The sequence below is a fragment of the Rhizobium lentis genome (assembly GCF_014200175.1).
Classification (GTDB): Bacteria; Pseudomonadota; Alphaproteobacteria; order Rhizobiales; family Rhizobiaceae; genus Rhizobium; species Rhizobium mulingense.
Map to the genome: position 1 here is coordinate 80078 of NZ_JACHBD010000014.1, position 26115 is coordinate 106192.

The following is a 26115-nucleotide window of genomic DNA, read 5'->3' on the forward strand; positions in this document are numbered from 1 at the left end:
GATGGCGCGCCATGCGGCCATCCAATCGAATGAAGGTCACATAACCGAGCGCACGATTTTGCTTCGATGCGCCGGTCTCTCTCCTGGTAGCTCTTTGTCGCTCTCCGTCGCGCAGGATTCAGCACGGCCGGGTCAACCTAAAGACAAAGATACTATCTTCCAGTGCTCAGACTTTGAAAGGTGTCTATCCGTGTGCGTACGTGAGTTGATTATTGGATTTTTTCTCGCCGCAACGCTGGCCATGCCGCTGACGGTGAAGGCTGGTGGGCTTAGTGAACTGCCACGGGAAGAGCGGAAGACCTACGAGTTATTGGACCCGCGGTTGCCCACGGGAGAATCTGTATTTCGGAATTTCAGAGCAAAGCGAGCGCCACCGTGGAAAATTGGTTACGCCTCGAGCTACGCTGACAACACATGGCGTGCGAACGTCCTTGATGAGTTTACAAATGAGCTTCTGCCGACTTTTAAGAAAGCTGGGCTGGTATCCGAGCTCGTCGTTACACAGTCCAATCTCGATGATAACGCCCAGATCAGCCAAATGCGGCAGATGGTAGATGATGGTGTCGACGCCATAATCATATGCTGCTCCAACCTTACAGCGCTCAACCCGACAATAGAGTACGCCTATTCGAAAGGCGTGCCTGTTATCTCATACTCCGGTTATGTGACGTCGCCGTTCGCAATCAATGCGACAGAGAATAACATGCAAGGTGGTTTTGAGGCGTCAAAGTGGTTGGCTGAAGAGATCGAAGGCAGCGGCAATGTGTTGCTTGTGTCCGGAATCACTGGCTTCGCCTCCTCAGACAGCTTCCAGGTCGGCGCCACAAAAGCCTTGGAGTACTATCCCGAGATCAACGTCGTCGGACAGGTTGACGGGAAATGGACAGACAGCGTCGCACAATCAGAATTGCAGAAATTTCTCGCCGCTAACCCTGGCCGAATTGACGGTATTATTGTTCAGTCGGGAGCTGAGTCTGGTGTGATCAACGCCGTCCGCCAGTCCGGGCGCGAGATAGTGCCGATCGTGCTTGGCGGAGAGGCTTCGGCATCATGCTTCTGGCGTAAGAATCCTGAATTTGTAAGCAGGAGCTTTCACTTCTGGCCGCCGCGCTCCGAGGCTCGTTTCGTATGGGACGTGATGATGCGCACTCTGGAGGGCCAAGGTCCGAAGATACAGTCCATTCTGCGACCGGCAATTCCTTACACGATCGATGATGTAAAAGCGGATTTGCCAGCCGATTGCGATCCCAATAGTGAAGACTGGCTCGAACCGAAGGATGCAGCTTGGTGGACTGCTGACGCTGCCGCTAAATATTTCGACAATCCAGCAGATCCGCTTTCTTGGAGGCCAACAAACTGATCTTGCACGCTGTATAGGCTGCGAAACGCTACCCCGCCCGGCCTGGGGCGGGGTTGACGACATGGTGGATGCCGCTGGTCGCGTCAGCAGGAATTCTAGAAACAATCCGGTTCCGAAGAAACGACGATGTGCCCGGCCTGGGCACTCTCGCCCCGGATGCTGGGCATATTCTACTGGGCTGTTACTGATCCTGTTCCATAATGTTGATTACCTGATTTTCGCTAAGCCTCTAGAATCATTGTATAAAGGTCACTTTCCTGCGCCCCCATTGGCGTGAAAATGAAGGTCCGCCCTCGTCCCTCACATCGGAACATCAAATTCCGTGACGTTTATGCTTCGGCCTCGAGCGCATGCTTCACGCGCACAATCAGCAGCGCCACGGCAACAATCACGATTGGAATGGAAACAAGCATCAGCAGCAGGCTGATGTGCGGCCCCCATGGCCGCCCGGTATAGCGGTGGCTTTGTATGAGCACATCCAGAACAAATCCGTCCTGATCTAGGGTTCGCCAGAGCCAGTGCTTCTTGTCGCGGAAACGGCCTCATCCAGATGCCACTTTTGGCCGAGCCGACCGGAACTGCGGCGGCGAATGTCGTTGGCGAAGGTACGACCAAATTTACCTGCCCGCAGGCGGATCGTCTGGTGCGAGACAATGATTCCACGAGCGGCCGGCATGTCCTCGACCATCCCAAGGCTCAAAAAGGGAAACGGAGATAAAGCCACACTGCGTGGGCAACAATTCAGCAGGAAAGCTGTGGCGGCGATAAGTGGTCACGGTCTGTCATGCTCAATCATCGCACAGCGAATCCCAAGGTCCGTTAACGTTTCGATGCCTCGGGGCGTGCGTTTGCGACGAGAAGTTCGGACTTCGGGACGGGCTTACTATAGTAGAACCCTTGTGCCACAGCGCAGCCGCTTTCAACCAAGAATTTTTCTTGATCGACCGTCTCCACGCCCTCAGCGACCACATTTTGCCCTAGGCAGCGCGCGATCGAGAGAATTGCCTTCACCAGTTCTCTACTTCGCTTGTCTGATCGATTGATGAATGACCGATCAATCTTGAGGGTATCAATGGGAAAGTTAGCCAAATAGCTCAGAGATGAGTAGCCGGTGCCGAAATCATCGATCGCTATGGAAATTCCGCTCGCATGCAATTGAGAGAGTGTCGTCGAAACGCCCTCGCAGTTGTGGAGCAGGAGACTCTCAGTTATTTCGACCTCGATCCACTCCGCACAACAACCGGTTTCCTGCAATACGTCCGCCACCGTTTGCGACAGATGCGGGCATTGAAACTGCTTAGGAGACAAATTTATCGCGATCTTGTGCGGGGGCAGTCCATCTGCATTCATGATGGCAGCCGTGCGACACGCCTCATGCAGCACCCATCGTCCGAGATCGATGATCAGTCCGGTTTCCTCGGCGACACCTATAAATTCTCCCGGAGGGATCATTCCCATCTTCGGATGATGCCATCGAAGCAGTGCTTCTGAACCGATCACCTTTCCGTTGTCTAATAGGACCTTTGGCTGATAATGGAGTTCAAGTTGCCCACGTTTCACAGCCAGGCGTAGGTCTGATTCTAGCGCCAGGCGCTTTTCAGCCCCAATCGTGAGATCCCTTGAGTAGAAGCGGAACTTGCTACGCCCCGAGCGCTTCGCTAAATACATCGCAGAATCTGCATATTTCACCAAATCGTCGGGAGCGTCGCCGTCATTTGGGAATACCGATATTCCGATGCTGCAGGATACAAAGATCTCCCTGTCGGAAAGCATGAAGCGTTCGCCGAATGCGGCGAGCATTCTGCTGGCAATTTGAGCCAAATCGTCATTGTCCTGAACATTCGGCAGCAAGACTGCAAATTCATCGCCACCGAGTCTCGCCACGGTGTCGCTGGCGCGGACGCCTTCTTTCATGCGTGTCGCCACCTGCCGCAGCAACTCGTCGCCGACGGGATGTCCCATAGTGTCATTGATCGCTTTGAAATGGTCCATGTCGATCAGCATCACCCCGGCTCGCTGGCCCGCCGAAGCCGCGTCCCTGATCATCTCGCGTAGCCGTTCATTGAAAAGTGTCCGGTTAGGCAGGCCGGTCAGAGAATCGTAGAATGCCATCTGATGGATTTTCTTACGGGACGTGTCCAGTTCGGTGATATCGCGGGCGACGCCGAGAATCCCCATCAGCTTTCCCCCCGTGAATACCGGAACCTTACGTGTTTCCAAAAGCGTTGATCGACCATCCTCGTGCGCGGTGAACCGTTCCTCATTGATGAGAATACGGCCGGCTTGCATGGCCTCCTCATCCTTGTCACGAAAAAACTGGGCGAGTTCGGGCGTAAACAGATCATAGTCCGTTTTCCCAACGATTTCCGCTTCTGCCTTGCCGACCAACCCTTCGAAGGCATGATTGCACAACAGATATTTGCCTGTTACGTCTTTCAGCCATACCATATCCGGAATGGTCTGCAGGACACTTAGGAGGCGAGCCCGAGCTTCAATAGTTGTGCCCTCGGCGTGCTTCCGTTCGGTAATATCGCGAGATAGCACCAGAAAAGTGATGGTTGAGTGGTCACTGCTTGGTCGCTTTGCCACCGACAGTTCAAACCAACGGGATTCGCCGTTTGGTAGGGCAATACGGACACAACGACCGTAGGAGGCGCCGGTTTCATCGGCTTCTTCAAGAGCCAGCATAGCGATGTCGGCCTGATCTGGAGGGAGCACATCGCGGACAAGCTTACCGAGCAGCACTTCTTCTCGCTGCGCCAGGAGCTCCTGATTCCTTGCCCAGACCTGCAGGTAGCGACCGTCGGCATCTACCTCGAACAGAACGTCAGGAATGGCGGCAATAATTCCCTCTGCGAATTCAAGAGCCTCTTTGAGATCATGCTCCGCACGTTTTCGCTCTGTGATGTCCAACATCGCGCCAACCAAGCCGATCCTGTTACCGGCGATATCAGTGATCGCTGTTTTGCTGAGTAAAAGATCAACGATACCACCATCTTCGGCGGTGGCCTTTGCTTCATATTGCTGAACACCGCCATTTGCAAAAAGCGCCTCGTCCAAGGCTGCATACGTCTCGGCTATGGGTGCGGGTACCAAATCGAAGACGGTTTTTCCGATGATATCTTCCTTTGAACGGCCGGAGAAGCTTTCGAAGGCCCTGTTGCAACCAAGGTGTATCCCATCTCTGTTTTTGAAGAAGACGGGTAACGGGATCGCGTCGAGTACGACGGCACTGGACATCTCTTCGGCGTTGAATGGCAAGTCGACGTTTGTCGCAGGATGCCGGGGATTCGCCCGAAAAGCCTTCTCAAACGGTTGCTTTAGACTTGCGACATCTGCGTTGTGACCGTGCGAGCGCCGGACGACGGAGGCTTCCGAAAATGGCGGTGCCGTGCCCGTAGCAAGCGGAGGGCTGGCATTGACCGCGTTGCGGAAGGCGCCACGCCCCTGGTTGATTTGAGCATCAGTCGCCATCTCGGCTTCCACAGGCTGTTCGGGGCGGGATGTGCGTGCCGATTGACGTACGTGTTTCATGTGCCTGTCCTGCTTTGTCACGTGGCTGAGCAATCATGCGTCAAGCCAGCTTTTTGTTAGGACCGCACAAGTCATTTGGCGGGAGTACCATGCCGCTACCCCACCGGGATATCGCTCTCATTTAGAATCATCAAAGATGCGTATTTGACTGTCGTCGGCGACGCCGCCCATGCGATTTAGAACGCTTGCCAATCATCGTTCGAAGGCGCGAGCGCCAGGTTACCGCGGCGCATCGGATAGTTTCCGCGGTCGACCCTTGTATGACCGGCCGGGGACATCTTTCCAAGTTCGCCCGTCACCGTCTGTGGCTGGAAATCCGCGCTCTTTTCTTCGAAGTGGAAATGTCTCAACAACGCGGCGAGGCTTTGGCTCTCTTGGGCGAGATGTGATCCTGCAGAATTCATCTCCGCGACCATGTTCGCATTTTCTTGAGTGGCATGGTCCATATGATTAACCGCGCCGTTGATCTCGCGCAGGCCCGACGATTGTTCCTGGGAGGCTGTTGCGATTGCGTCCATATGAAGATTTACATCCTGCACAAGCTCTTCAATCGTTCTCAGGCCCGATCCGGTTTCGCTCACGAGCCTTACGCCCTCGTCGACGGCTAGAGCTGAATTGCCGATGAGATCCTTGATTTCTTTCGCCGCTGTCGCTGAGCGCTGTGCAAGCTCCCTGACCTCCTGGGCAACAACCGCAAAGCCTTTTCCCGCGTCGCCAGCACGCGCTGCTTCGACGCCGGCGTTCAGCGCCAGGAGGTTCGTTTGGAAGGCGATCGCGTCGATGACGCTAATGATCTGCGCAATCTGTTTAGAGGAGCTTTCAATGCGGTTCATGGCTCCGATTGCATTGCGCACAACGCGACCGGACATTTCCGCATGATCTCGCATCTGTCGGACGGCTCCGCGCGCCTCAGCCGTCCTCTTTGTCGTCGATACAACGTTGGCGGTTATTTCCTCCAGCGCGGCTGCAGTTTCCTCGAGCGAAGCCGCCTGCTGCTCCGTGCGTCTTGAAAGATTTTCAGATGCGGCCGAGACGCCCGAGCTGCCATTCGTGACCGTTTCGACTGAATGACCGACGGTAACAAGCGCGTCCCGGAGCTGACGAATGGAAGCGTTGAAATCCCTGCGCAAACTTTCAAACTGTGGTGCTAACGGCTCCTCAATCTCATAAATCAAGTCTCCATCCGCCATCCGCTTCAACCCGGTTGCCAATGCCGTCGTCGCTCGGACGAGGCGCTCTTCTGCTTCTTTTTCCGCCCTTACCTGAATATCCCGCTTCTCTTGGTCAGAACGAATGCGCTCAGCTTCCGCGGATGTCTCCAGGTTATTTTTCTGTATGGCCGCGCCGCGGAAAAACTCAAGGCAACGCGCCATGTCCCCGATCTCGTCGCGTCGGATCGTCAAGGGTACCGGCGCCGACGTATCGCCTTCTGCGAGTGCCTTCATTCGGCTTGTCAGAGTCCGAATGGAATTTGAAATTCTCCGAACGACCGAAATGCACAGAACGAGTACCGTAGACATGATCAGAAGTGTGGCGCCGGTGTAGCCGATAAAGGCATTGCGAAGATCGGCGTACCGCTGAAATGCCATCTCGTCCAGTTTGTCGCCGGTGCGCATTATGAGCTCGGTCAACAAAGCAGCCCGTTGTTGAGTAATTTCATTCCATCGATCCAACGTCTCGGGGGGGAAGGAAACGCCCGGCTGGTTCGCATACATCTGATCGCGAACGCCCGCGATGAACTTGCCTGCGGCGCTGGCCTCGAAGTCGTCATAAGATTTGACGAGATCGGCAGGGAGAAATTCGTGCATCGTAGGCACATAAAGCTGCTTTAGATTTTTTGATTGTAAGAGGGACGAAAATAGATCGAAGGACATCGCTGAATTTTTGATGAAGGCTCGGCCGGGCCTGATCTCCAGCAAACTAGCTTCCGTGATCTGCATCAGCGCGTGAAAACCGGTAATTTGGCGTGCCAAATCCAAATTATTGACAGTCGCCCCAGTGCGACGGACGAGCTCCAAACCCGCAACGGCAGCTGGGCGCAAGGCAACAGCTCCCTCCGCCTCGCCCGCCGTTCCGTCATCGATGCGCCGGCGGAAGCTATCGATATTGTCCCGCCTTTCACGAATGATCTGCACTGCCCGTTCTATGGCCGGATCGTCAAATGCCTTTTTCCAAGAGTCGTAAGCGGAAAAGACCGCTGTAAAAGCCCTGTCCGATGCGGCTCGCTTTGCCCGACGGACGTCGGTGCCTGCAAACGCTTCCGCCGCTATAGCCTGGGCGAGGAATCCGCCTTCCCGCCCAAGTTGCTGCGTTGTTTGTGCGCTTCGGAACATAGAATATTCGTGGTAATATCCCAGTGATGTTGATACTCCGATGAGTACGAACGCCGTCAACGGAATAATTGCCAAAATCATTAAAAGTAGGGATAGCGGCAGTCTGGACATACGTTCCTCATGGACTATAAATTACACCGGATTCCATTAGCGACGCGGTCAAGAACTTTGTGAAATCGACCGCTACATATGAGATGAGCTCGGCAGACTTACCATATGATTAACCCCTGTACTGATTTGAAACTGCGTTGCGCAGATCGGAACATCGTTGCGTTCAGGGGATCATCTGCAAGACAGATCTTGGGCCGAGCCAGTCGGTTTGCTGGAGAGTTCTGTTGCTATCAAGCCTTGAAGACGGTCGAGCGCGCTGACTGATCGTAGATCAGTCGGCGCAATCCGCCTCTGATATACGCAATGTTTCAGAGGGATATACTCCATAGCGCTTGCGATAGTCCGCAGAAAATCTGCCTCTATGAATGAAGCCCCATTTCAGAGCGACCTGCTTGACCGAGATGCCAGGCTCGCCTGTCATCAGTTCCTGATGCACTGATTCCAACCGTAGGTGCTGCAGAAATGCCAGAGGGGTCGTATTTCGGAAGTTGCGAAAACCGCTCTGAAGAGTGCGTCGGCTCACGCCACAAGCCGTTGCGATTTCCTCAAGAGATAGCGGCCGAGCAATATTGGCACGCATATAGTCGACCGCCCGCTTAACGGCCTTGGGTAAGGGTGGTTCAGCAACGCGGCATAACTCAGGTGAGTAGCGATGCTGCGCAGCTTCGATCAAAAGCTCTATCGTCGTTTCGGTGAGGTGATTAAGTGCTATCGGCGATTGAAGGAGGGTTCCGTCTCGTAATCCTGCATAAAGCACTGGTACCAGTTGCACCAAAAGGGAGCCGAACCCGACCGATAGGTCGATTTCTGGCGAAAAATCGAGGCTGCCTCTTATTGGCGTATTGAGCCGACGTGCTAAACGGCGCGTCAGCTCATCATGGGAGATCCTAAGACCCAAATGTTTCCTGGGCCCAATGAATTGGGTTGTACTCGCCGACATACTGTTCACGAAAACGCCACGCCTTCCCTCTGACAGGATTTGTCTGCCGTCCACGGTAACGACCGATCGCCCATATAGTGGAAGCATGATAATGTTTGCCTCCGCCGGTCCCTGGTGCTGGACCGTTAGGTCGCCCTCGTAATGCGCGGCAATAACTGCAATCGGGCCATTGGTAATCGCATGTATATCGTAGGCGATCGTCTTGTCGCCCTGTACATGCGCTGGAGATTGCGGGGAAAGCCTGGAAAGCGCTTCCGCGAGTTCCTCGCTGCAAGTGCCTTTGAGCGAGAAATGGTCAATCTTGGAGGGGACACTCTCAACTCTCCACATCATCACTTCCTTCCCGAAACGGTTTCCAAGCATGAGGTCGGCCTTTCGCCATCGACGGGCGAACAGGGCAATTGAGGGGTTGCAACCGGTCCTTCGCCGTCACTTCGACGGGAATCTTAGACTTAAGGGCAAAGAGGCGAGCCCATGACGCCGGTCGATTTTGTCAGTGATGCGCGAGCAATTTGGGCCCATAGGTTCATCGCTTCTACTCCCAGTTCGCGACGATGGCTCGTGGTGAGGTCATGGGGTGGGGTGTGGAACAGGGTGGAGCCGAAGCGCTACATCCGGCATGAACTCTCGTTTTACAGCGTGGTAGGATCGAAGCTTGTTGTTGGCGAAGGTATGACCAAATTACTCTGCCCACAGGCGGATCGTCTGGTGCGAGACAATGATCCCAGGACCGGCCAGCATGGCCTCGATCACCCGCAGGCGCAAAAGCAAAACGGAAAGAAAGCCACACCGCGTGCGCAATAATTTCAGCAGGAAAGCGGCGGGGGCGATAAAGCGGGTCACGGTTTGTCATGCCCAATCATCGCACAGCGAACCCAAGGTCCGTTCCCCCCGTTGGCACCTGCGAAACGCGCTTTTCTTGTGCTGTATCAGAGACTGCGAACGCAGTAGTTCCGCTCTCCCGCTGGGGGCATGTAGAACGTCTGCTTGCCAGATACGAAACATTTGACAGAGCCGCCGCCGCGCCCGCGTCCTCTAAACGAGGGCCGCGTTCATCGATCTCGCGGCAATAATCGATCAGGGCTTCGATGGTCACCATGAGAAGGTTGTGGCGCGCGGCGAATTCGCTGAGTTCGGGAAGACGCGCCATAGTGCCGTCGTCGTTGGCGATTTCGCAGATAACACCCGCTGGCTCGAGCCCGGCGAGCCGAGCGAAATCCACCGCGGCTTCCGTATGGCCGGGGCGTCCGAGAACACCGGACGGGTTTGCCCGAAGGGGGAATATGTGGCCTGGCCGGGAGAGGTCCTCCGGCATCGTCGATGCGTCGGCAAGCGCCCTGATGGTCTTGGCGCGGTCTTCTGCGGAAATACCGGTTGATACGCCTTCTATCAGGTCCACCGAGACCGTGAACGCCGTCTGCATGGAATCCGAGTTGCGCTCCACCATGAGCGGGATATCCAGTTCGTCCAACCGGTCCCCGTTCATCGGCACGCAGATCAGGCCGCGCGCATAACGCATCATGAAAGCAACATGATCATTCGTCACCTTGTCCGCGGCAACGAGGATGTCGCCTTCGTTTTCCCGGTCTTCATCGTCCACGACGATGATCATCTCTCCGGCGGCGATTGCTTTAACCGCGCTCTCGATGGAAGCAAAATTCATGTTCTTCTCCTTGAACTAAACATGGCCCAGAGTGCGTGCGAGTTGGCGGTCGACCCGCTCCCGAAGTTCCGCAGACGGTGCCGAATCCGGGAAGTCGCTGTCCATCGCATAGATGAAGTCACCGCGAATCTCGGCTTTGAAGAAGCCCATCAATGAACGCAAGTGAGCCTCGACATGCTCGCCATGGGCCTCGGCCTTACCCGTTGCGAATATCGAAACGGGTTTCCCCTGCAGAGCTGTCATTTCGAAGAGGTCGAAAAGATGCTTGAGAAGACCGGTCATCGAGGACTTGAAGACCGGTGTCCCCACAACGAGGACGTCTGAAGACTGGATTGCGTCAAGAACGTTCGCAAGTTCAGCAGGAGCCTCCGAACGCCACAGGGTGGTTCCTAACACCGGGAGCACATCGACCAGGTCAAACAGATATCGGGCGTAGCCGGGAGGGGCGCTCGAGAGTGCATATTCCCCGAGCGCCCGCGTCTTGGAGGGGCGCGAGACATTGCCGGTTATCGCGACAATCTTCATTTTGCCGGCCCTCCGATCAGATCTGGTTGCGGATATGCGGGGTACGCGCATAGACGGCCACCATCGGCACGATCAGCAGACCCACGATCGCCTGTTGCGCGGCAAAGCTGAGGCCGAGCCCAACCAGCAGAGACGTCAATATCGTCAATACGAGTACCCCGAGAACGGTTGCCCCGTATCCGCCTGCGCCACCGAGCAGCGAGGTGCCGCCGATCACAACGGCCGCAACGGTGGTGAAGAGGTATGGATCTCCGACGCCAACGAAGCCGCCGCCGGAAAACCCGAGCAGCAATACGCCCGTCAGTGCCGACATCGACCCACTGATACCGTGAATGCTGGTCCAGACCTTGGTTTCGGAAATGCCAAGCCGTGCCGCTGCAGTCCTGCTGCCGCCGACGGCGTAGATGGAGCGGCCGAACCATGTGTTATACAGAGCCCAGATGGTGACGAGCGCCACGAGGAGCCACACCAGCACCACGGGCGGCAGGGGCAGCCCGAAGGTCTTCCCGTTGAACGCTGCGATATTCCGGAGCCAGTCCGGTACGGGGGCGAAAACCGTTCCGCCGTAGTCGGAACCGATGGAGGTGTAGAGTTGTACCGCGCCGACAAATGCGAAGCCGACCCCTAGGGACATGATGAGAGCCTGGCCCTGCAGCCTGAAGCTCAAAAAGCCGTTCGCAAGCCCGATTGCTGCTCCCAGGAGAACGACCACGATCACGGCCAGCCAGGCAGGCATCCCGGTGACCAACAGGCTTGGGAAGAGAATATTCGCTCCCCCGATGACATAGGGAATGGAGAGATCAAGCGCGCCGACCATGGCACATAGCGTCTGTCCCAACGATGCAAGCCCCAGGAAAGCGGCAAGCAGCAATATCGAACGCGCGTTACGGGGCGAGATAAACCCCGGAACAAGGATCGTACCCAGCACGAGAAGTGCGACAAGCAGACCAAAGCCAATTACGATACTGCGCTGCAGCTTTACCGATCGTCCTGTGATTTGGCTCATCGTCTGTTCCGTTGCGAGTGAAGTCATTACCAGTCCTCCCTAGAAAGCCGTGCGCCGGGCCGTCATGAATACGTTGACGAGGAGCGATGCCACGAGGATCAGGCCGAAAGCCATTTGCGTCACGAACCCCGTCACGCTTCCGAAGCTGAAGGCGGATAGCAGGTACGAGATGAGAAACATGTTCAGCGCACCAAGCGTGGACCCCAAAGCTCCCCCTCTCCCGCCAGCCAGGTTTGCGCCACCGAGCACCAGGGCGGTAACCGCCTGGAGCGTGTAGCTGCTTCCCTGGGTAGGATCGCCCGAAGAGATCAATGCCGTATAGCTGAGCGCGGCAAGGCCGACGAAGACGCCGCCGAGGAGATGGGCGCAGATGCGTACGGTGTCGACTTTCACCCCGCTCGTGTAGGCCATGCGTTCGTCAGCGCCTGTCATGCGGAGGTGAGAGTAAAAGGTGGTCCGGCGCATAACGGCCCAAAGAGCCAACGCCGCCAAGACGATGATCAGCACCGGAGATAAGATCGTCGTTCCTGCTCCCCACGTCATCATCCAGTCCGGCGCAACACCGCCCGGCCTTGACATGACCATGAGGTTCAAGCCTGAAAGGACGAGGAAGCTGGAGAGCGTGACGATGATGGGGGCGACCCGGACGTAGATGATGATGAGCGCCTGCAGCAACTGGTACAGTGCGCCGACTGCCACCACCCAGCAAATCACCGCGAGCGGAGACGTGTAACCACTTGCCGAGAGCCAGCCGATCAGGGTGACGTTCACGAAACCCATCAGCGGGCCAACGGAAAGGTCGACCGAACCGCGGCCTGCCATCACGATCGGTGTCAGGGCCAGCGTCGTGAGGATCAAAGGTGCTGCGACGATGATTGCTCCGCCCATTCCGGTTGCGGTGAACAGCCGCGGCGAGAGCACGGCTGCGGCGGCGAGCAACACTCCGAAAAGAACGAGCGGTACGGTCAGCGACCTGTCGAGCGCAGGAAATCCAAAACGTTGCGACATCAGTGTGCCTTTCTCTCTTTGGAGAATTCCATGGTGTCGGCAACCGAGCGACCGAACATTGCAGCGAGAATGGTTTCTTCGTTGATGTCAGGGCCGTCGAGGGAACGATGGATGCTCCCTTTGTGAAAGACATCAACGCGATCGGCGAAACCGAGAAACTCCTCGATCTCGCTCGAAAGGTAGATTACCGAGCCGCCACCTTCGGCAAACAGCCGAAGCTCGCGATACAGGTCGCGTTTGGTGTTGAGGTCCACGCCTCGAGCAGGGTCGTTAAGAACGATCACTCTGGGATCATTGGCGAAGGCACGACCGATCAGGACCTTCTGCTGGTTACCCCCCGAAAGGGACGTAATCCGGTTGTCCGGGTGTCCGATCTTGACGCGGAGCCGCTCGACCTCCCGGGCAAACGTCTGCTTCAGCTTTTTCCGCCTGATGACACCGAACGGCCCCAGGTTCTTTTGGTAGATACCGATGGCGAGGTTCTCGAAAATGCTCTGCTGCGGGAAAATTCCTTCCCGCTTCCGGTCTCCGGATACGTACACAATGCCCTTGTTCGCGGCGTCGTCGAGCGTGCTGACTTTGACGAGACCGGTGCTCTCCCGATCCAGGATCCGGACCTCCCCTCCGAACGGCGATATAATCCTCGCGACCAGTCGCACGAAGGCGTCCTGGCCCTGGCCGTCCAGTCCCGCAACGCCCACGATAGATCCCTGCGGGAGGACGAAGTCGAACGGTTGCGATGCCTCTTGGGGGCGCGCGCCATGCACGGAAAGAACCTCCCTGCGATCACCCAACAGGCCCGCTGCAGACGTTGAAGCGGCGGCGGAAATCTGGCGGTCTTGAGGGGTCATCATGCGGAGGAGGTTCGCCTCGGTGATCTCGGATTTCTCAAGGACACCGACGGTGAAACCGTCTCTCAGTATTGTCGCCCGGTCGGCGATACGGACGAGCTCAGCGATGCGGTGCGTGACGATGATTACCGCGCACCCCTCGGACCGGAGCCGATCGATCTCTTCGTGGAGCCGGACGGTCGCATCGAGATCGAGTGCAGCCGAGGACTCGTCCAGGATCAAGACCTTGGGTTTCCTTAGAACGGCCCGGGCGATCACGATCCATTGCTTGATGCTGAGCGGAAGATCACCGACGTTCTGCCTGAGATCGATATGCTTTCCGACCAGGCGGTCCAGAAGGCTTTGCGCAACGCTTTCACGTTCCCTGGAGGATTTCCGAAGCGAGAACAGGTCCTCGCTTCCCACGAAAAGGTTGTCGAGGACACTCGCCTCATCGGCGACAAGGACTTCCTGGAAGATCGTAGCGAGCCCAACCCCTTTGGCATCGACTGGTGAGGCGATGGGCTTGCCAAGGATCAGGACAGATCCTGCATCGGCAGCGATAACTCCGGACATGATCTTCGCCATGGTGCTCTTGCCGCTGCCATTCTCGCCAACGATCGCGTGCACCTCTCCTGCCCTGGCGACAAAATCGCATTTCTTCAAAGCCTTCGTTTCGCCAAACGATTTGGCAACGGCCGTCATGCTTACGGCGACGTCATTCGTCATGCCCATCCTCCCTTTAGGCAGCAGCAAATCGCGCCAGGGCATCCGATGCCCGGCCTCTTGCTGGATTGTGACTGCCGTCCTTGAATGATCCGAGTACTCACCCGGCGAACAGCAGAATGACAGATTGTCTGCTAATCTGTCAATAGAGACGTCGTGGCCTTGTCGGGATGTCGAGTTGGTTTCGATGAAATCACGATGATATGGTCGCTAGACGCCCCGATATTTGCGAAAGCGCGTTGCCACGCACCTGACGTCCGGTCAGTGGTTCTCAACCGGAACTCGTCCGCCAGATCGGAAGCGATCTGGCGGCCTTCGGCTATCAAGCCAAGACCAAAGCGCTGTTGAAGGTGTCCGGTCATGGGAATTACCATCGCACCCACTCCGATGAAGGCGACCGTTTCAATTGGGGGATACGTCACAGCCCAACCTCCACGCTTCGAAGGCGGCAAGTGCCACTCGATTTAGCCCCTTCACGGGGGTGCCCGGGCAAACCGCACTCATTGTCGATCAGCCCATAGGGGTGCGCAACCGTGAAAGGATCACGGGAATTCTTCGAAGTTTTCCTTCGCGGGGTCGTGGGCAAGCCACGGCCTGGCGTGGGACAGCCAGACGTTGGACATAGGAACTGAACCAGGATCAGTGTCAAAAGTGCCTGCCCGCAGCACCTTCATCTCCGGGTTGGCAGGCCGTTCGGCATAAACGTGCGAACCACACCGTGAGCAGAACCACCTCAGTTTTCCAGGCGTCGACTCAAAGCTGTGAAGGACGTCATCGCCGGAAATCAGATTAAAGTTCTCACTCTTCACCTTGGCGGCAGTGTTATGATCGGCCGCATGGGACTTTCTGCACGTCTGGCAGAAGCAGTTCCACATCGGGCCGTCCAGTTCCAACACTTCGTACTGGACCGCTTTACATTGGCAAGATCCGAGGATCGGCATCTTCAAAATCCTTTCATTGCTTTATCGAGTTGTGGCGGTCGCGCGCTCGCGGAAAGCCACCGCTTCAGGTTTCGTGCAGCCTGCCGGATTCTGTCTTCATTCTCCACGAGAGCCAGCCGTACGAATTCGTCACCCATCTCGCCGAAACCGATACCAGGCGAAATCGCGACCTGTGCCTTCTCGAGCACGAGTTTCGAAAACTCCAGCGAGCCAAGGTGTCGGAAATCCGGAGGTATCTTAGCCCATGCGAACATCGTCGCCGCAGGAGCTGGAACGTCGAAACCGGCATCGGCAAAGGTCTTCACCAGTGTATCTCTGCGCGTCTTGTAAATGTCTCGGGCCCGCGCGGCGTCCTCCCCGTCCGAGTTTAGGGCATGAGCGGCGGCGACTTGGATTGGCGTAAATGCTCCGTAGTCCAGGTACGATTTCACGCGCGTCAACGCCCGGATGAGCCGTTCGTTGCCCACCGCAAACCCAACGCGCCAACCGGGCATAGAGAATGTCTTCGACATCGAGGAGAACTCGACGGCCACGTCGATCGCGCCGGGGACTTCGAGAACAGACGGCGGTGGCGGACCGTCGAAATAGATTTCAGCGTAGGCGATATCCGACAGAACGATGAGATCGTGCTTCTTCGCGAAGGCGATGACGTCCTTATAGAAGTCGAGCGTCGCGACGCGAGCGGTGGGGTTCGACGGGTAGCTTATGATGAGCGCCAGAGGCTTCGGTACCGAATGCCGCACCGCCATTTCGAGAGCTTGGAAGAAGGTCTCATCCGGCTCGACCGGTACCGACCTTATCACGCCCCCTGCCATGAGAAATCCGAACGTATGAATCGGATAGGAAGGGTTCGGACAGAGAATGACATCCCCGGGGGCGGTTATGGCCTGCGCCATGTTCGCAAACCCCTCCTTGGACCCGAGCGTTGCAACAACCTGGGTATCCGGATCAAGCTTCACATTAAACCGGCGGGCGTAATACGCAGCCTTGGCGCGGCGAAGCCCGATAATGCCCTTGGAAGCCGAATAGCGGTGCGTGCGCGGATGCTGCACCGCTTCGCATAGCTTGTCCACAACCCAGCTTGGCGTGGGAAGATCGGGATTGCCCATTCCAAGATCGATGATGTCGACTCCGGCCGCGCGCGCGCTGGACTTGAGACGGTTCACCTCGTCGAAGACGTAAGGAGGCAAACGCTGTATCTTGTGGAATTCCAACTTCTGGCTCCTTATCGTAGGTCCTCCGCGCCGACGGATGAAGCCGGCGCGGAGGTCGCTGGACAACTTGGGAGGTCGTCGATTACTTCTTCGGGCGCCAGGCCAGCGGATCTTCCGGGCGCTCGAAGTACTGTGCTGCTACGTCCGCGGGCCACCATGCGTCGCCCTTGGGCTCGATCCACGCCGTGGAGTTCGGATCGCAATCTTCCGGAATTGCTTCCTTCACATCGTCGATCGTGTAGGGAAGAGCCGGTCGCAGGATCGACTGGATCTTCGGCCCCTGGCCTTGGAGTGTCCTCATCATCACGTCCCACACCAGGCGAGCATCGGCCCGCGGCGGCCAGAAATGGAAGCTCTGGCTGATGAAGTCGGGATTGTTGCGCCAATAGCACGCCGCCGACGCCTCGCCGCCGAGGACGATTGGCATCATGTCGCGCCCGGACTGCTGGACCGCGTTGACGACACCGTTTTCCGACGCCGACTGGACCAGGATACCTGCGATTTCGGTAGGGTTGGTCGCGAGGAATTTCTGGACTTCGACCTGGGCGACCTGATCGGTCCACTTGCCAGCGACATCGCCCACGACGGTGATGTCCTTATACTCGTCGAACGCCTTCTTGGCACCGACATTGAAGCTGTCGGACGATGCGAAGCCCGGGATGCCTGAAACCGTCAGGACGTTGCCCTTACCGCCGATTTCCTCCGCCAGCCATTTCGCGGCCGTGTAACCGCCCTGGGTGTTGTTTTCGGTCGCATTGATCGCGTAGGGCGATGTCACGTAACCCGAGAAGGAGAAAACCGGAACGCCCTTGGAATGCGCGTATTCGATGGTCTGGTTGATGGCCGTCACGTTCGAGCAGCAGATGATGATGGCATCGACGCCGTCGTCGACCATCTGGCGCATCTGCTGGATTTGCGTCGCGTCCTTCAGGTCGGACTGCGTGACGACAAGGTCAGATACCAGTCCAGCCTCCTTGTATTTGGGAAGCAGAACCTCGTTCATTTCAGTGAGGATCTGGGCACGCCACGTGTTGCCGGCATAAGTGGACGCGTAGCCGATTTTCCACGGCGGCGGCCGCTTCGCCACAAAATCCTTGAGCGGCGTACCGCCGAGGGGAATTGCCGGGTCCACGAGCTGGTAAAGCTGCTTCTGGTCCGGTGGTAGCGAGTCTAAGCCGTCCGCGAATGCGGCGGTGGTCATCAGGCCTAGCCCGATGATCACGCTCAATGCGGTGTAAACCTTCTTCAGCATGTGTAGGGTCTCCTCCCCTTCGTACATCCGCTACAGCAGTCGACGCCGTTGGCGTCGAGCCACGGAATTGGTGAAACGTGTTTCGATTTCGGATTGGTGGCGGGCGGCTTAGCCGCCCGCGGAACGGTCAGTTCCTGAGGCCAGCCTGTTTCAGCAGGGGCATGACGCGGTCGTTGAAGAACGGCAGTTCTTCGTTGTAGTCGACCATTGTGAGAAGCGCGCCGTCGACGCCCGTATTGCTCAACGCGACGAGCTTGTCGGCGACCTGTTCCGGCGTTCCGACGATCGGGTAGCCGCCCCAGCCAGCGATAAAGCGCTCCTTGAACTTCTGGTACATCTCCGCCGAGTGGTTCTGTGACTGAACCTGGAGAACCTCGCAGATGTTTTCGCAGGCTTCCCAATCGCCCTTCTGGTTCACGTAGTAGTCATAGTAGTCCCGGGCTTCCTTTTCGGTCTCGCGAACGACGACCGGGCACGCGGTGAAGGTTCCGAGTTCGCGCTTGTATTCCTCGCGAGCCAGTTCCTTCACCTTCTTCACCCAGGCTGCGCCCGATTCCATGTCCTGCATGAAGCCGAAGTTGAAGTCGCAGAACTTCGCGGTGAAGTGCAGGCCCTTGCCCGAGGAGCCGGCGCAGATGAGGACCGGGCGGCCCGTCTCCTTGTTATAGGGCTTCGGCTCGCTGAACGCGTCTTTCACCTTGAGGAACTGGCCGTCATAGGTGACGCCGTTCTTCTTCCACAAGGTGTCAACGATTTCCATCCATTCCGTGGCATATTCGTAGCGGGTGTCGTGTTCCATCATCGGAACGCCGAACATCTCCATTTCCGGGGTAAACCAACCCGTCACCAGGTTCAGGCCGTATCGGCCCTTCGAAATATTGTCGATAGTCGTCGCCATCTTCGTCGCGACGATCGGGTTCAGGGTCGGGATATGCGTCGTCGAGAAAAACTGCAGCTTCGTGGTCACGGCAGCCAGGGCCGCGGCCCACGTGAACGTGTCCATGTTCACGCCGTTGAAGTTCGTCGGCCCGCCGAAACCGCGCCACCGGGCGATCGGCACCATGCATTCCCACCCGGCCGCTTCGAGCTTTTTGGCAATTTCGACATTGTGTTCGAAAGTCGGTTCGAACGTTGATTCCGCGGTGGTGATGGCGCAAGCGCTCGAACAATTTGTTCCAAATACGCCAAGCTTCAGCTTGTTGCCGTTAAACATAGGGTTTCCGGCGGCGCGGAAATCATCGCTGGTCGTCATATTGAAGTCTCCTCCACAGAGTTGGTCTGTTCCCGGCCCGAAGGCCGGGGCACCGATTAGATGCCCATGTCCTCGAAGACTTCCTGTGCGACGCGGAAGCTGTCGATCGCCGCGGGCACGCCGCAATAGATCGCGACCTGAAGGAAAACTTCACGAAGCTCGTCCTTGCTGAGGCCGTTATTGATCGCGCCGCGAACGTGCAGCTTCAACTCGTGGGGGCGGTTAAGGGCGGAAATCATGCCCAGATTAAGAAGGCTGCGTGAACGGCGGTCGAGGCCGGGCCTGTTCCAGATCTCGTTCCAGCAATATTCGGTGACAAGCTCCTGCATCGGCCAGTTGAACTCGGTCGCCTTGTTTACCGAAGCGTCTACATATGCACCGCCAAGAACCTCCCGACGGGTCTGCAGACCCTTCTCGAACCGTTCACTGACGGGACGCCCATTCACTTGCGATTTCACATCGGTGGCAATAGTCACGGATCAAACTCCTCATTATCGGCCGAAAGGCATTTGGGGGATGTCAAAGGCCGAAAAAGCTCGGCCAAACGTTTCAGGCGGCAGCATCGATCAGCGCTGCCGATCGAACCAATTTCCCGTCCTCGTAGAGGAGCGGGGCAATATTCTCGATAAACCGGGCCTCGATGACTTCGCCGAGAACGACGTCATGGGTGCCGACGGTAACGGCGGAGTTGAGGCTGCAAACGAATGCGGCCTGGGCGTCGCCAAGGATGGGAACTCCGCCAGCCGTGATCCACTCACCATGCGCGAACCTCTCCTCTCCCTTCAGTTTTCCACTGAACAGCGGAACCAAAGGCGCATGGCTAAGATGCAGCATGTTGACCGCGAATTTTCCCGTAAGCTTGAGTGGGCCGCTGATCGAAGCAGATTGGTTGATGCAAACCAGGAGGGTCGGCGGGTCAGCCGTCACCGACTGGACGGCGGTTGCGGCCATGCCGTAACGGGCACCTTCCCATTCCGTTGTGATCAGGCAAATTGTCGATGTGAACCGGCGCAAAGCGGTCTTGAACGCCGCTTGCGCTGCTATTTCAGCACCAGCCATGGTTACCTCCCCAAGTCATTCGATAGGCAAGATAAGCAGATTAGCAGACAATCTGTCAACACGTTTTATTCGTCATTGACAGATTGTCTGCGAAAATGTTTTCTCGATACAGCGAAAGAGGAGACGATTATGGATCTGGAATCGAAAGTATGTGTGGTGACCGGGGCTGGCAGCGGGATCGGGCGCGCAACAGCTGAACTGTTTGCGCGCCAGGGCGCTAAGGTTGGCGTCGTCGACGTCAACATCGATGCCGCACGAGACGTCGCCCGAGAAATGGGGACAAGTGCGATCGCGTTAAAGGCCGATGTGTCTTCCTCCGCCGAAGTAGAGGCGATGGTCAGGTCAGTTAAGGAAAAATGGGGGCGCATCGACGTTCTCGTCAACAACGCGGGGTTCGGAATGACCGGAAACGTCACGACCATCGCCGAATCCGACTGGGACCGGATCATGGCGGTGAACGTGAAGGGGATATTCCTCTGCTCGAAATACGTGGTTCCCATTATGGCGGAACAGGGCAGCGGATCCATTATTAACACGACCTCATACACGGCCGTGTCAGCCATCGCTAACCGCACGGCCTACGTGGCGTCGAAAGGCGCGATCTCGGCACTCACGAGAGCCATGGCACTGGACCACGCAAAAGACGGGATCCGCGTCAACGCTGTCGCCCCCGGAACGATCGACTCGCCCTATTTCACCAAGATTTTCGCCGAAGCGGCAGACCCGCAAGCCCTGCGGGAAGACTTCAACGCCCGTGCAGCCCTGCACCGGATGGGCGACCCGGAAGAGATCGCCGAGGCGATGCTTTTTCTCGCTTCGGACCGCTCGCGGTTTGCGACCGGAAGCACTCTCACCGTCGACGGAGGATCGTCGATCGGGAACCACTTGGTGCGCTAAAGCACATGGGTGCTGATGGGTGCCTCCTTCTTGACCAAGGGGAGGCACCTTTACTGTGGCAACTACATGTCGGAAACACAGAGGCCCGCGGCGGGAAGATAGAGATCACGCGCAAGGCTGCGTGATCAGGACCCTGCGATGAGACGCCGCTACGGCCTTTCTTAAACGCGTCGCCGCGCCTGATCCTTCACTCAGATATCGCAGGAATTTTCCCAATTTTTTACCGGAATTTCTCGGGAGCGTGAGGGATGCCGCCCGCGATGCCGGCTGTGTCATCGCCGGGACGCCAATTGCAAAGCCTCGGTAGGCGCCCGCCCACTTTCGCGTTCGATCGCCCGGCGTGCTGCACCGGGCGACCAGAGTCAGTCCGACCGCTTAGCGCGCGGTTTGCCGGACAAACTCGAGCCCTTTTACAAGATAGCTCCGGAAGAAATTCGGGTGTTCGCACATGGGAAAGTGACCTAGACCGCCCATGACGAGGTGGAGGCATCCCGGAATAAGTTCGGCGAGCTTGGCACCGTCGTCCGGAGTGGCTGAGTAGTCATAGTCGCCCGAGAGCAGCGCCACCGGGGTTCGCGATGGGTCAATACGGGGAGCTGTCACTGCTCCGTCGAACTCCTCGCTGTAGAAGGAAAGATCGCCTGGGTAAACTCCGGGTGCTCCCTGCGAATAGATCCAGCTTGACCTCCTGCGCTCCCCTGAGGGGCTAAGTGGGCTCATGATCCCTCTGACATACGCCGAGTTATGAAGTGAGCCGTGTACGTTTACGTTATGCTGGTACGGGTTCCGGCGTCCCTTGGAGCGGAAAGGTGGCTCGATCGCCACGATCCCGAGGACATGCTCCGGCCGTTCCGCGGCGAGAACCAGCGACATAGCCGCGCCCATGGACCCACCCGCGACAATCGCCTTTTCGCGAACGACCTGTTCGAGTATGGCCGTGCACCATTTCAGGTACAGCGATGCCGTGAGCTTGTAGGGTGCTCCATCCCATGTCAGCGGCGGCATGGACCGACCGTGGAATGGTAGGTCAACCGCGATCAGCCTGTAGGTTTTCGCAAGCTCGGTGTCCGCCAGTTGAGGAATGAATTGACGGCTATCCGCTCCGGCGGTGTGAAGAAACAGGACCGGCACCCCTTCGCCTGCTTCTTCGTAATATATTTCATGGGGGACGTCATCGATATCGACGACGGCATACTGCCCCCGGATTTGACGCAGGTCGCGTTGAGCATGCTCCGCTTTCATCTCGGGGGACGCAACGACGAGCTCGAACACCCGCTCCAGAGCCGGGCGTGCTTTCGCAAGGGCGAGCGGTGAGCCGGCGATCTCGAAGAGAGGATTTGCAAGCTGCAACGCTGTGAAGGAGTGAAAGGTGGCGGGCGGCGGCGTCATTAGAACCTGCTCCCAGGCGTCCGCAGTGGCCCTCACTGTCACCTGGGGATCATCGCTTTCCCCCGAGATCGCCGCGCCGCCTTCAGCGAAATTGAGGGCGATCACCTGATCGCCGACGTAGAAGGCGATGTCCATTGTCAGGTCCGGAGTGAGCCGGGGCAATTCCGGATCCCCAAGAGCCTCCGCCATGCGGGACCGCAATTCATTAAAAGTGCCCAAAGCAACCTCCCTGTTCGAACGAGCGCCAGGCCGCACGCGTCGGCACCGCCATGACTTCGAATAAGCAGATTATCAGACAATCTGTCAATACCGGCTGTTGCCGCTTCCTTTAATCGCCGTCGTTTTCGGAGGTTTTACGAAGGTAGTCCAGTGCGACCTTAGCCGCCATGTCGATGTGGTACTTGCAGGCTGCGGCGGCTTTCGCTCCGTTTCGGTCAGTAATGGCCGCAGCGATCTCCTTTATCTCTTCCACACTGTGGTTCAAGCGCCCCGGCTGCGTCATCGAGGTCATGCGCAGGAGAGTCACCCGATTGTGGAGCGATGTCAGCATTTGCTTGACGAAGACGTTTCCACTCCCTTGCATCAGGCAATCGTAAAACGCGGTTTTCGCCTTGATGAGCCTGCTCCCACCGCCGCTTTCCGCCGCTTCCGCAAACTCAGCAACCGCCTCATTGAGTGTATGGATATCCTGGGCGGTTCCGTTTTCAGCGAATTCCTTTCCGGCATAGCTCTCTAGCAAAGCCCTGACGCTGTAGAGCTGAGCGGCTTCTTCGTAAGTGATAGTGCTGACGACGGGACCGCGGTGCGGATAGCTGGTAATGAGGCCCTCGGCCTCGAGTTGTCGAAGCGCCTCGCGGATTGATGTCCGTCCTACACCGATCGACTCGCAGAGTTCTCGCTCAACGAGGCGCTGACCCGGCTTGAAACGGCCGCTTGATATCGCCTGCCGCAGTTTATCTTCTACCTGAGTGCGCAATGTGGCACTCTGTCGTGCAATCTGTAAATCCATATCACCCATTGGATCCAAAAGTCCGTTTTACCAAGGCCGAAAGCGGCCGTGCAAGTCATGGTACTATATGGTGGGTTATCCTGATGAGACAACCCGATTGTCTGACAAAAGCGAAGAACGCCGCAGCTTTATCTCTTACCGGACATTCCACGCGTCCCCATTACCGTAGAACCTTTGCAAAAGCGAGATCGGGTGACAGCGATGGAAAACCCGTCAGGACTGCGGGATCATGGCCTGGAACAAGTAATCCGGACGGTCCTGATAGTTCACGGAGCGTTCGGTATCCCTCCAGTACGTCGGCGTAATCGGCAAAAAGCGGAAAGACGTCGTCATGCTCCAGATAGCGTTGAAAATGGAGTGCGTCCGATGCGATGACGACGACTTCATCGCCATCGTCCAGCCTCACGACCTGAAGGCCTTTGGAATGACCGCCGACGAGATGGATGGTGAGTCCCTCCATAATCTCGCCGTTCCCGTCGTGGAAGCGCATCCTGCCGGAAAACGTCAGGCGGACCGCATCAACGACGGCGTCCACTGCAAAGGGACGCCGAAGACGATCATGGCACATGCATCGTCCTGTACCGTAGGCCATCTCCCGATCCTGCAAGTGGAACAGGGCTTTGGGGAAGTCCACAAGGTTTCCCGCGTGATCATAGTGGAGATGCGTGATGACGACGTCGGTAATGGACGATGCGGAAATCCCGAGCTGGCGAAGCGCCTCGACCGGATGGATCAACATGGTCCTCCCGCGCCTTTCAGCCTCCTGCGGGCTAAACCCGGTGTCAACCAGGATCAGACGTTCACCATGGCGGATCAACCAGACGAAATACTCGATCCTGCCCGGGGCGTCGTGGGGATCTCCTGCTTCCAGGCCGAGTTCGCTAACGGGCCGAACCGCAGTGCCGTAATGTATCGCCAGGACTTTCCAGTCGTTCAAATTCTCGCTCCTTCCGCAGGCTCAGGGAACCAGCAGATGCCGGATCACCTCGCCACGGTCTAACCGGTCGAAGGCCTCGTTGATTTCCTCAAGCGGGCCAGTGCTGGACAGCAGTCTCTCCACGGGCAACCTACCTTTGAGGAACAGGTCGATATAACGGGGAATATCGCGCGAAGGCACGCAGGACCCCATGTAGCTGCCTTTGATGATGCGTTCTTCCCCGACAAGAGGAAGCGGCGAGATCTCGAATTTGGTGTTCACGTTCGCCAGACCCGCTGTGGCTGTCGTGCCGCCGCGCCGCGTAATGCCATAAGCGGTTTCGAACGCTTTGCTCGACCCTGCCATCTCGATGGCGTAGTCCACTCCCCCGCGTGTCGCTTCCTTGACCTCGCCGACCACATCCGGCGAGGTTGCCAGGAAGGTACGCGTCGCGCCCAGCGACCTAGCCAGCTCAAGCTTTTCCGGCATCAAATCGATGGCGACGATCTCGCTTGCCCCGCTGGCCACCGCTCCGAGGACCGCCGACAAGCCCACGCCCCCAAGGCCGATGACGGCGACCGACTGTCCCGGCTTCACGCCACACGTGTTTACGACCGCACCGACGCCTGTCATGACGGCGCATCCGAACAGGGCCGCCATCGTGACGTCCACATCTTTGGTGATCTTGACGACCGAGTGCGCCGACACGATCGCGTATTCCGAAAACGCCGATACGCCGCTGTGATGGTTGATATCGTAGCCGCGAAGACGGATATGCTTGCTACCGTTCAACAATGTCCCGGCGGCGTTTGCGCGATAGCCAGGCTCACAGAGGCTAGCGCGTCCTCCCGCGCAGTAATCGCAGTGTCCGCAGATCGGCAGGAACGACATCACGACGTGATCGCCAACCTTCACTGTATCCACACCGGGTCCGATTTCTTCGACGATGCCGGATGCTTCATGCCCCAACGCGACAGGCAGCGGGCGGGGCCGGTCGCCATTTATCGCCGACAGGTCGGAGTGGCACACACCAGCGGCCTTGATTTTGACCAGGACCTCAAGATTGCCCGGAGGCGCCAGGTCGACGGTCTCGACACTGAGAGGTCGCGAACTTGCATACGGCTTGGGAAGCCCTGACTCTCGGAGAATGACGGATTTCATCTGCATTGTCGCGTATTCCTATCTCGAGAGCATCTGCATGGCGGCGGGTACGTAGCGGAAGCCTTCCCGCTCCCGGGCGACGTTGCCGAGCCCGGGCCACGCAAAGTGATAGGACATCACTGGTATGCGGTCTGTCGCGAGCATATCCAGCACCCGGGTGCGCGAGCGCGCCGAGAGCTTGGGATCGGTGTCGTACTTGAACTCCATCCACGGGCGTTCCATCAGCAGGATATGATGATGGGTCAGATCGCCGAGGAAGCAGAGCCGATCGTTGTCAGACTGCATGAGGAAGCAAAAGTGGCCCAAGGTGTGGCCTGGAGCGTGCACCGCTTGCACGCCCGGCAGGAACTCCTGACCGTCCACGAAATGCGCTATCCGATCACGGTGTGGAAGAAGGTTTCTCCGGGCATTTTCCACCTGAGCCTTGAAACCGGCATCAAGCTTGCCTCCGTCGGTCCAGTCATCGAAGTCGCTTTCGCTTATGAAGATCTCCGCGTTCGGAAAATTAAGCTTGCCGTCCTGATCGCAAAGTCCGCCGGTGTGGTCGATGTGTGCGTGGGACAACACCACGGCATCGACTTCCAAGGGGTCGATGCCTGCCTCCTGCATGCTTTTCAGCAAGCGGCCGGTCGTCGGCCCGAAAATCTTCGACGTCCCCATCCCGGTGTCGAACAGGATGGTCTTTCCGTTGATTTTGACCAGCGGGATGTTCTGCTCGAGGGTTACCGACGAACTGGACAGGAAGTTCCTGTCGAGCATATCCGTCACTGTGGCCGCGTCGACCCCGAGAAAATTCTCCCGCGGATCGCCCAATTCCAACGGTCCGTCCGAAAGCACCGTTATTTCGCCGGTTCCGAACTTGAACGGATAGAAATAGGGCACCTTAGTCTGATGCGCTTGGTCATTGAGCACGCCGCATATCCTCCCAGATTGGCTGTACCATTTGACAGATTGTATGAAAATCTGTCAACAGAATATTGATGATAGTC

22 protein-coding genes and 2 pseudogenes are annotated in these 26115 nt (G+C 57.4%); 2 read left to right on the forward strand and 22 right to left on the reverse strand.

Features of this window, described 5'->3' with window-relative positions:
• Window positions 1-241 precede the first annotated feature (241 nt).
• On the forward strand, window positions 242-1360 hold the full coding sequence (locus tag GGI60_RS27000; RefSeq protein WP_052451674.1) for an ABC transporter substrate-binding protein: 1119 nt from the start codon (window positions 242-244) through the stop codon (window positions 1358-1360).
• Window positions 1361-1689: 329 nt separating this feature from the next.
• Here the strand turns inward: GGI60_RS27000 and GGI60_RS27005 are convergent, their stop codons facing one another.
• From GGI60_RS27005 to GGI60_RS27085, 17 genes and pseudogenes are all read right to left on the reverse strand, one after another.
• A complete protein-coding gene (locus GGI60_RS27005) occupies window positions 1690-1836 on the reverse strand; it encodes a hypothetical protein (RefSeq protein WP_176439444.1) in 147 nt (48 codons plus the stop codon).
• Window positions 1816-2146, reverse strand: a pseudogene (locus GGI60_RS27010) (IS6 family transposase); the annotation flags it as partial. The gene GGI60_RS27005 and the pseudogene GGI60_RS27010, both read right to left, overlap by 21 nt.
• 33 nt (window positions 2147-2179) lie before the next feature.
• Entirely contained in the window at window positions 2180-4894 is a 2715-nt protein-coding gene (locus GGI60_RS27015) for a bifunctional diguanylate cyclase/phosphodiesterase (protein ID WP_183934888.1), read from the reverse strand.
• 176 nt (window positions 4895-5070) lie between these two features.
• Window positions 5071-7338: a methyl-accepting chemotaxis protein gene (locus GGI60_RS27020; protein ID WP_183934889.1), complete on the reverse strand. Its 2268-nt coding sequence runs from the start codon at window positions 7336-7338 to the stop codon at window positions 5071-5073.
• A gap of 271 nt (window positions 7339-7609) precedes the next feature.
• Window positions 7610-8611 (reverse strand): AraC family transcriptional regulator, encoded by a 1002-nt coding sequence (locus GGI60_RS27025; protein WP_013984715.1) that lies wholly within the window; start codon window positions 8609-8611, stop codon window positions 7610-7612.
• Window positions 8612-8968: 357 nt separating this feature from the next.
• Window positions 8969-9131 (reverse strand): annotated as a pseudogene (locus GGI60_RS32685) (IS6 family transposase); the annotation flags it as partial.
• 6 nt (window positions 9132-9137) lie between these two features.
• Entirely contained in the window at window positions 9138-9941 is an 804-nt protein-coding gene (gene ribB / locus GGI60_RS27035) for a 3,4-dihydroxy-2-butanone-4-phosphate synthase (protein WP_183934890.1), read from the reverse strand.
• 15 nt (window positions 9942-9956) lie between these two features.
• Window positions 9957-10466, reverse strand: a complete 510-nt coding sequence (locus tag GGI60_RS27040; RefSeq protein WP_040140080.1) for an NADPH-dependent FMN reductase — start codon at window positions 10464-10466, stop codon at window positions 9957-9959.
• A 16-nt stretch (window positions 10467-10482) separates the two neighbouring features.
• Window positions 10483-11499, reverse strand: a complete 1017-nt coding sequence (locus GGI60_RS27045) for an ABC transporter permease (protein ID WP_040140082.1) — start codon at window positions 11497-11499, stop codon at window positions 10483-10485.
• A gap of 12 nt (window positions 11500-11511) precedes the next feature.
• Window positions 11512-12480, reverse strand: coding sequence for an ABC transporter permease (locus GGI60_RS27050; protein WP_013984720.1), 969 nt, complete (start codon window positions 12478-12480; stop codon window positions 11512-11514).
• Window positions 12480-14039, reverse strand: a complete 1560-nt coding sequence (locus GGI60_RS27055; RefSeq protein WP_013984721.1) for a sugar ABC transporter ATP-binding protein — start codon at window positions 14037-14039, stop codon at window positions 12480-12482. Before GGI60_RS27055 ends, GGI60_RS27050 begins: the two co-directional genes overlap by 1 nt.
• Before the next feature lie 539 nt (window positions 14040-14578).
• Window positions 14579-14977, reverse strand: a complete 399-nt coding sequence (locus GGI60_RS27060; RefSeq protein WP_183934891.1) for a GFA family protein — start codon at window positions 14975-14977, stop codon at window positions 14579-14581.
• Window positions 14978-14979: 2 nt separating this feature from the next.
• Window positions 14980-16191 carry an LL-diaminopimelate aminotransferase gene (locus GGI60_RS27065; RefSeq protein WP_210314578.1) on the reverse strand — a complete coding sequence of 404 codons (1212 nt, stop codon included), beginning with the start codon at window positions 16189-16191 and terminating at the stop codon, window positions 14980-14982.
• Window positions 16192-16273: 82 nt separating this feature from the next.
• On the reverse strand, window positions 16274-17443 hold the full coding sequence (locus GGI60_RS27070) for an ABC transporter substrate-binding protein (protein WP_064843764.1): 1170 nt from the start codon (window positions 17441-17443) through the stop codon (window positions 16274-16276).
• 127 nt (window positions 17444-17570) lie between these two features.
• On the reverse strand, window positions 17571-18695 hold the full coding sequence (locus GGI60_RS27075; RefSeq protein ID WP_183934892.1) for an LLM class flavin-dependent oxidoreductase: 1125 nt from the start codon (window positions 18693-18695) through the stop codon (window positions 17571-17573).
• Between the two features lie 56 nt (window positions 18696-18751).
• Window positions 18752-19171: a carboxymuconolactone decarboxylase family protein gene (locus GGI60_RS27080; protein WP_007636445.1), complete on the reverse strand. Its 420-nt coding sequence runs from the start codon at window positions 19169-19171 to the stop codon at window positions 18752-18754.
• Window positions 19172-19244: 73 nt separating this feature from the next.
• Window positions 19245-19754: a flavin reductase family protein gene (locus GGI60_RS27085; RefSeq protein WP_183934893.1), complete on the reverse strand. Its 510-nt coding sequence runs from the start codon at window positions 19752-19754 to the stop codon at window positions 19245-19247.
• A 129-nt stretch (window positions 19755-19883) separates the two neighbouring features.
• On the opposite strand from GGI60_RS27085, the gene GGI60_RS27090 reads away from it, so the two are divergent.
• Window positions 19884-20651, forward strand: coding sequence for an SDR family oxidoreductase (locus GGI60_RS27090; protein ID WP_183934894.1), 768 nt, complete (start codon window positions 19884-19886; stop codon window positions 20649-20651).
• Window positions 20652-21026: 375 nt separating this feature from the next.
• On the opposite strand, the gene GGI60_RS27095 is transcribed toward GGI60_RS27090, so the two are convergent.
• From GGI60_RS27095 to GGI60_RS27115, 5 genes are all read right to left on the reverse strand, one after another.
• Entirely contained in the window at window positions 21027-22259 is a 1233-nt protein-coding gene (locus tag GGI60_RS27095) for an alpha/beta fold hydrolase (protein ID WP_040140095.1), read from the reverse strand.
• A 109-nt stretch (window positions 22260-22368) separates the two neighbouring features.
• The gene (locus GGI60_RS27100; protein ID WP_183934895.1) at window positions 22369-23058 is read right to left on the reverse strand and encodes a GntR family transcriptional regulator; all 690 of its coding nucleotides are present in this window, start codon (window positions 23056-23058) and stop codon (window positions 22369-22371) included.
• Window positions 23059-23209: 151 nt separating this feature from the next.
• Window positions 23210-23986, reverse strand: coding sequence for an N-acyl homoserine lactonase family protein (locus tag GGI60_RS27105; RefSeq protein WP_064843771.1), 777 nt, complete (start codon window positions 23984-23986; stop codon window positions 23210-23212).
• A 21-nt stretch (window positions 23987-24007) separates the two neighbouring features.
• Window positions 24008-25132, reverse strand: coding sequence for a zinc-dependent alcohol dehydrogenase family protein (locus GGI60_RS27110; RefSeq protein ID WP_183934896.1), 1125 nt, complete (start codon window positions 25130-25132; stop codon window positions 24008-24010).
• 12 nt (window positions 25133-25144) lie between these two features.
• Window positions 25145-26038, reverse strand: coding sequence for an MBL fold metallo-hydrolase (locus GGI60_RS27115; RefSeq protein ID WP_183934897.1), 894 nt, complete (start codon window positions 26036-26038; stop codon window positions 25145-25147).
• Between the last annotated feature and the right edge of the window lie 77 nt (window positions 26039-26115).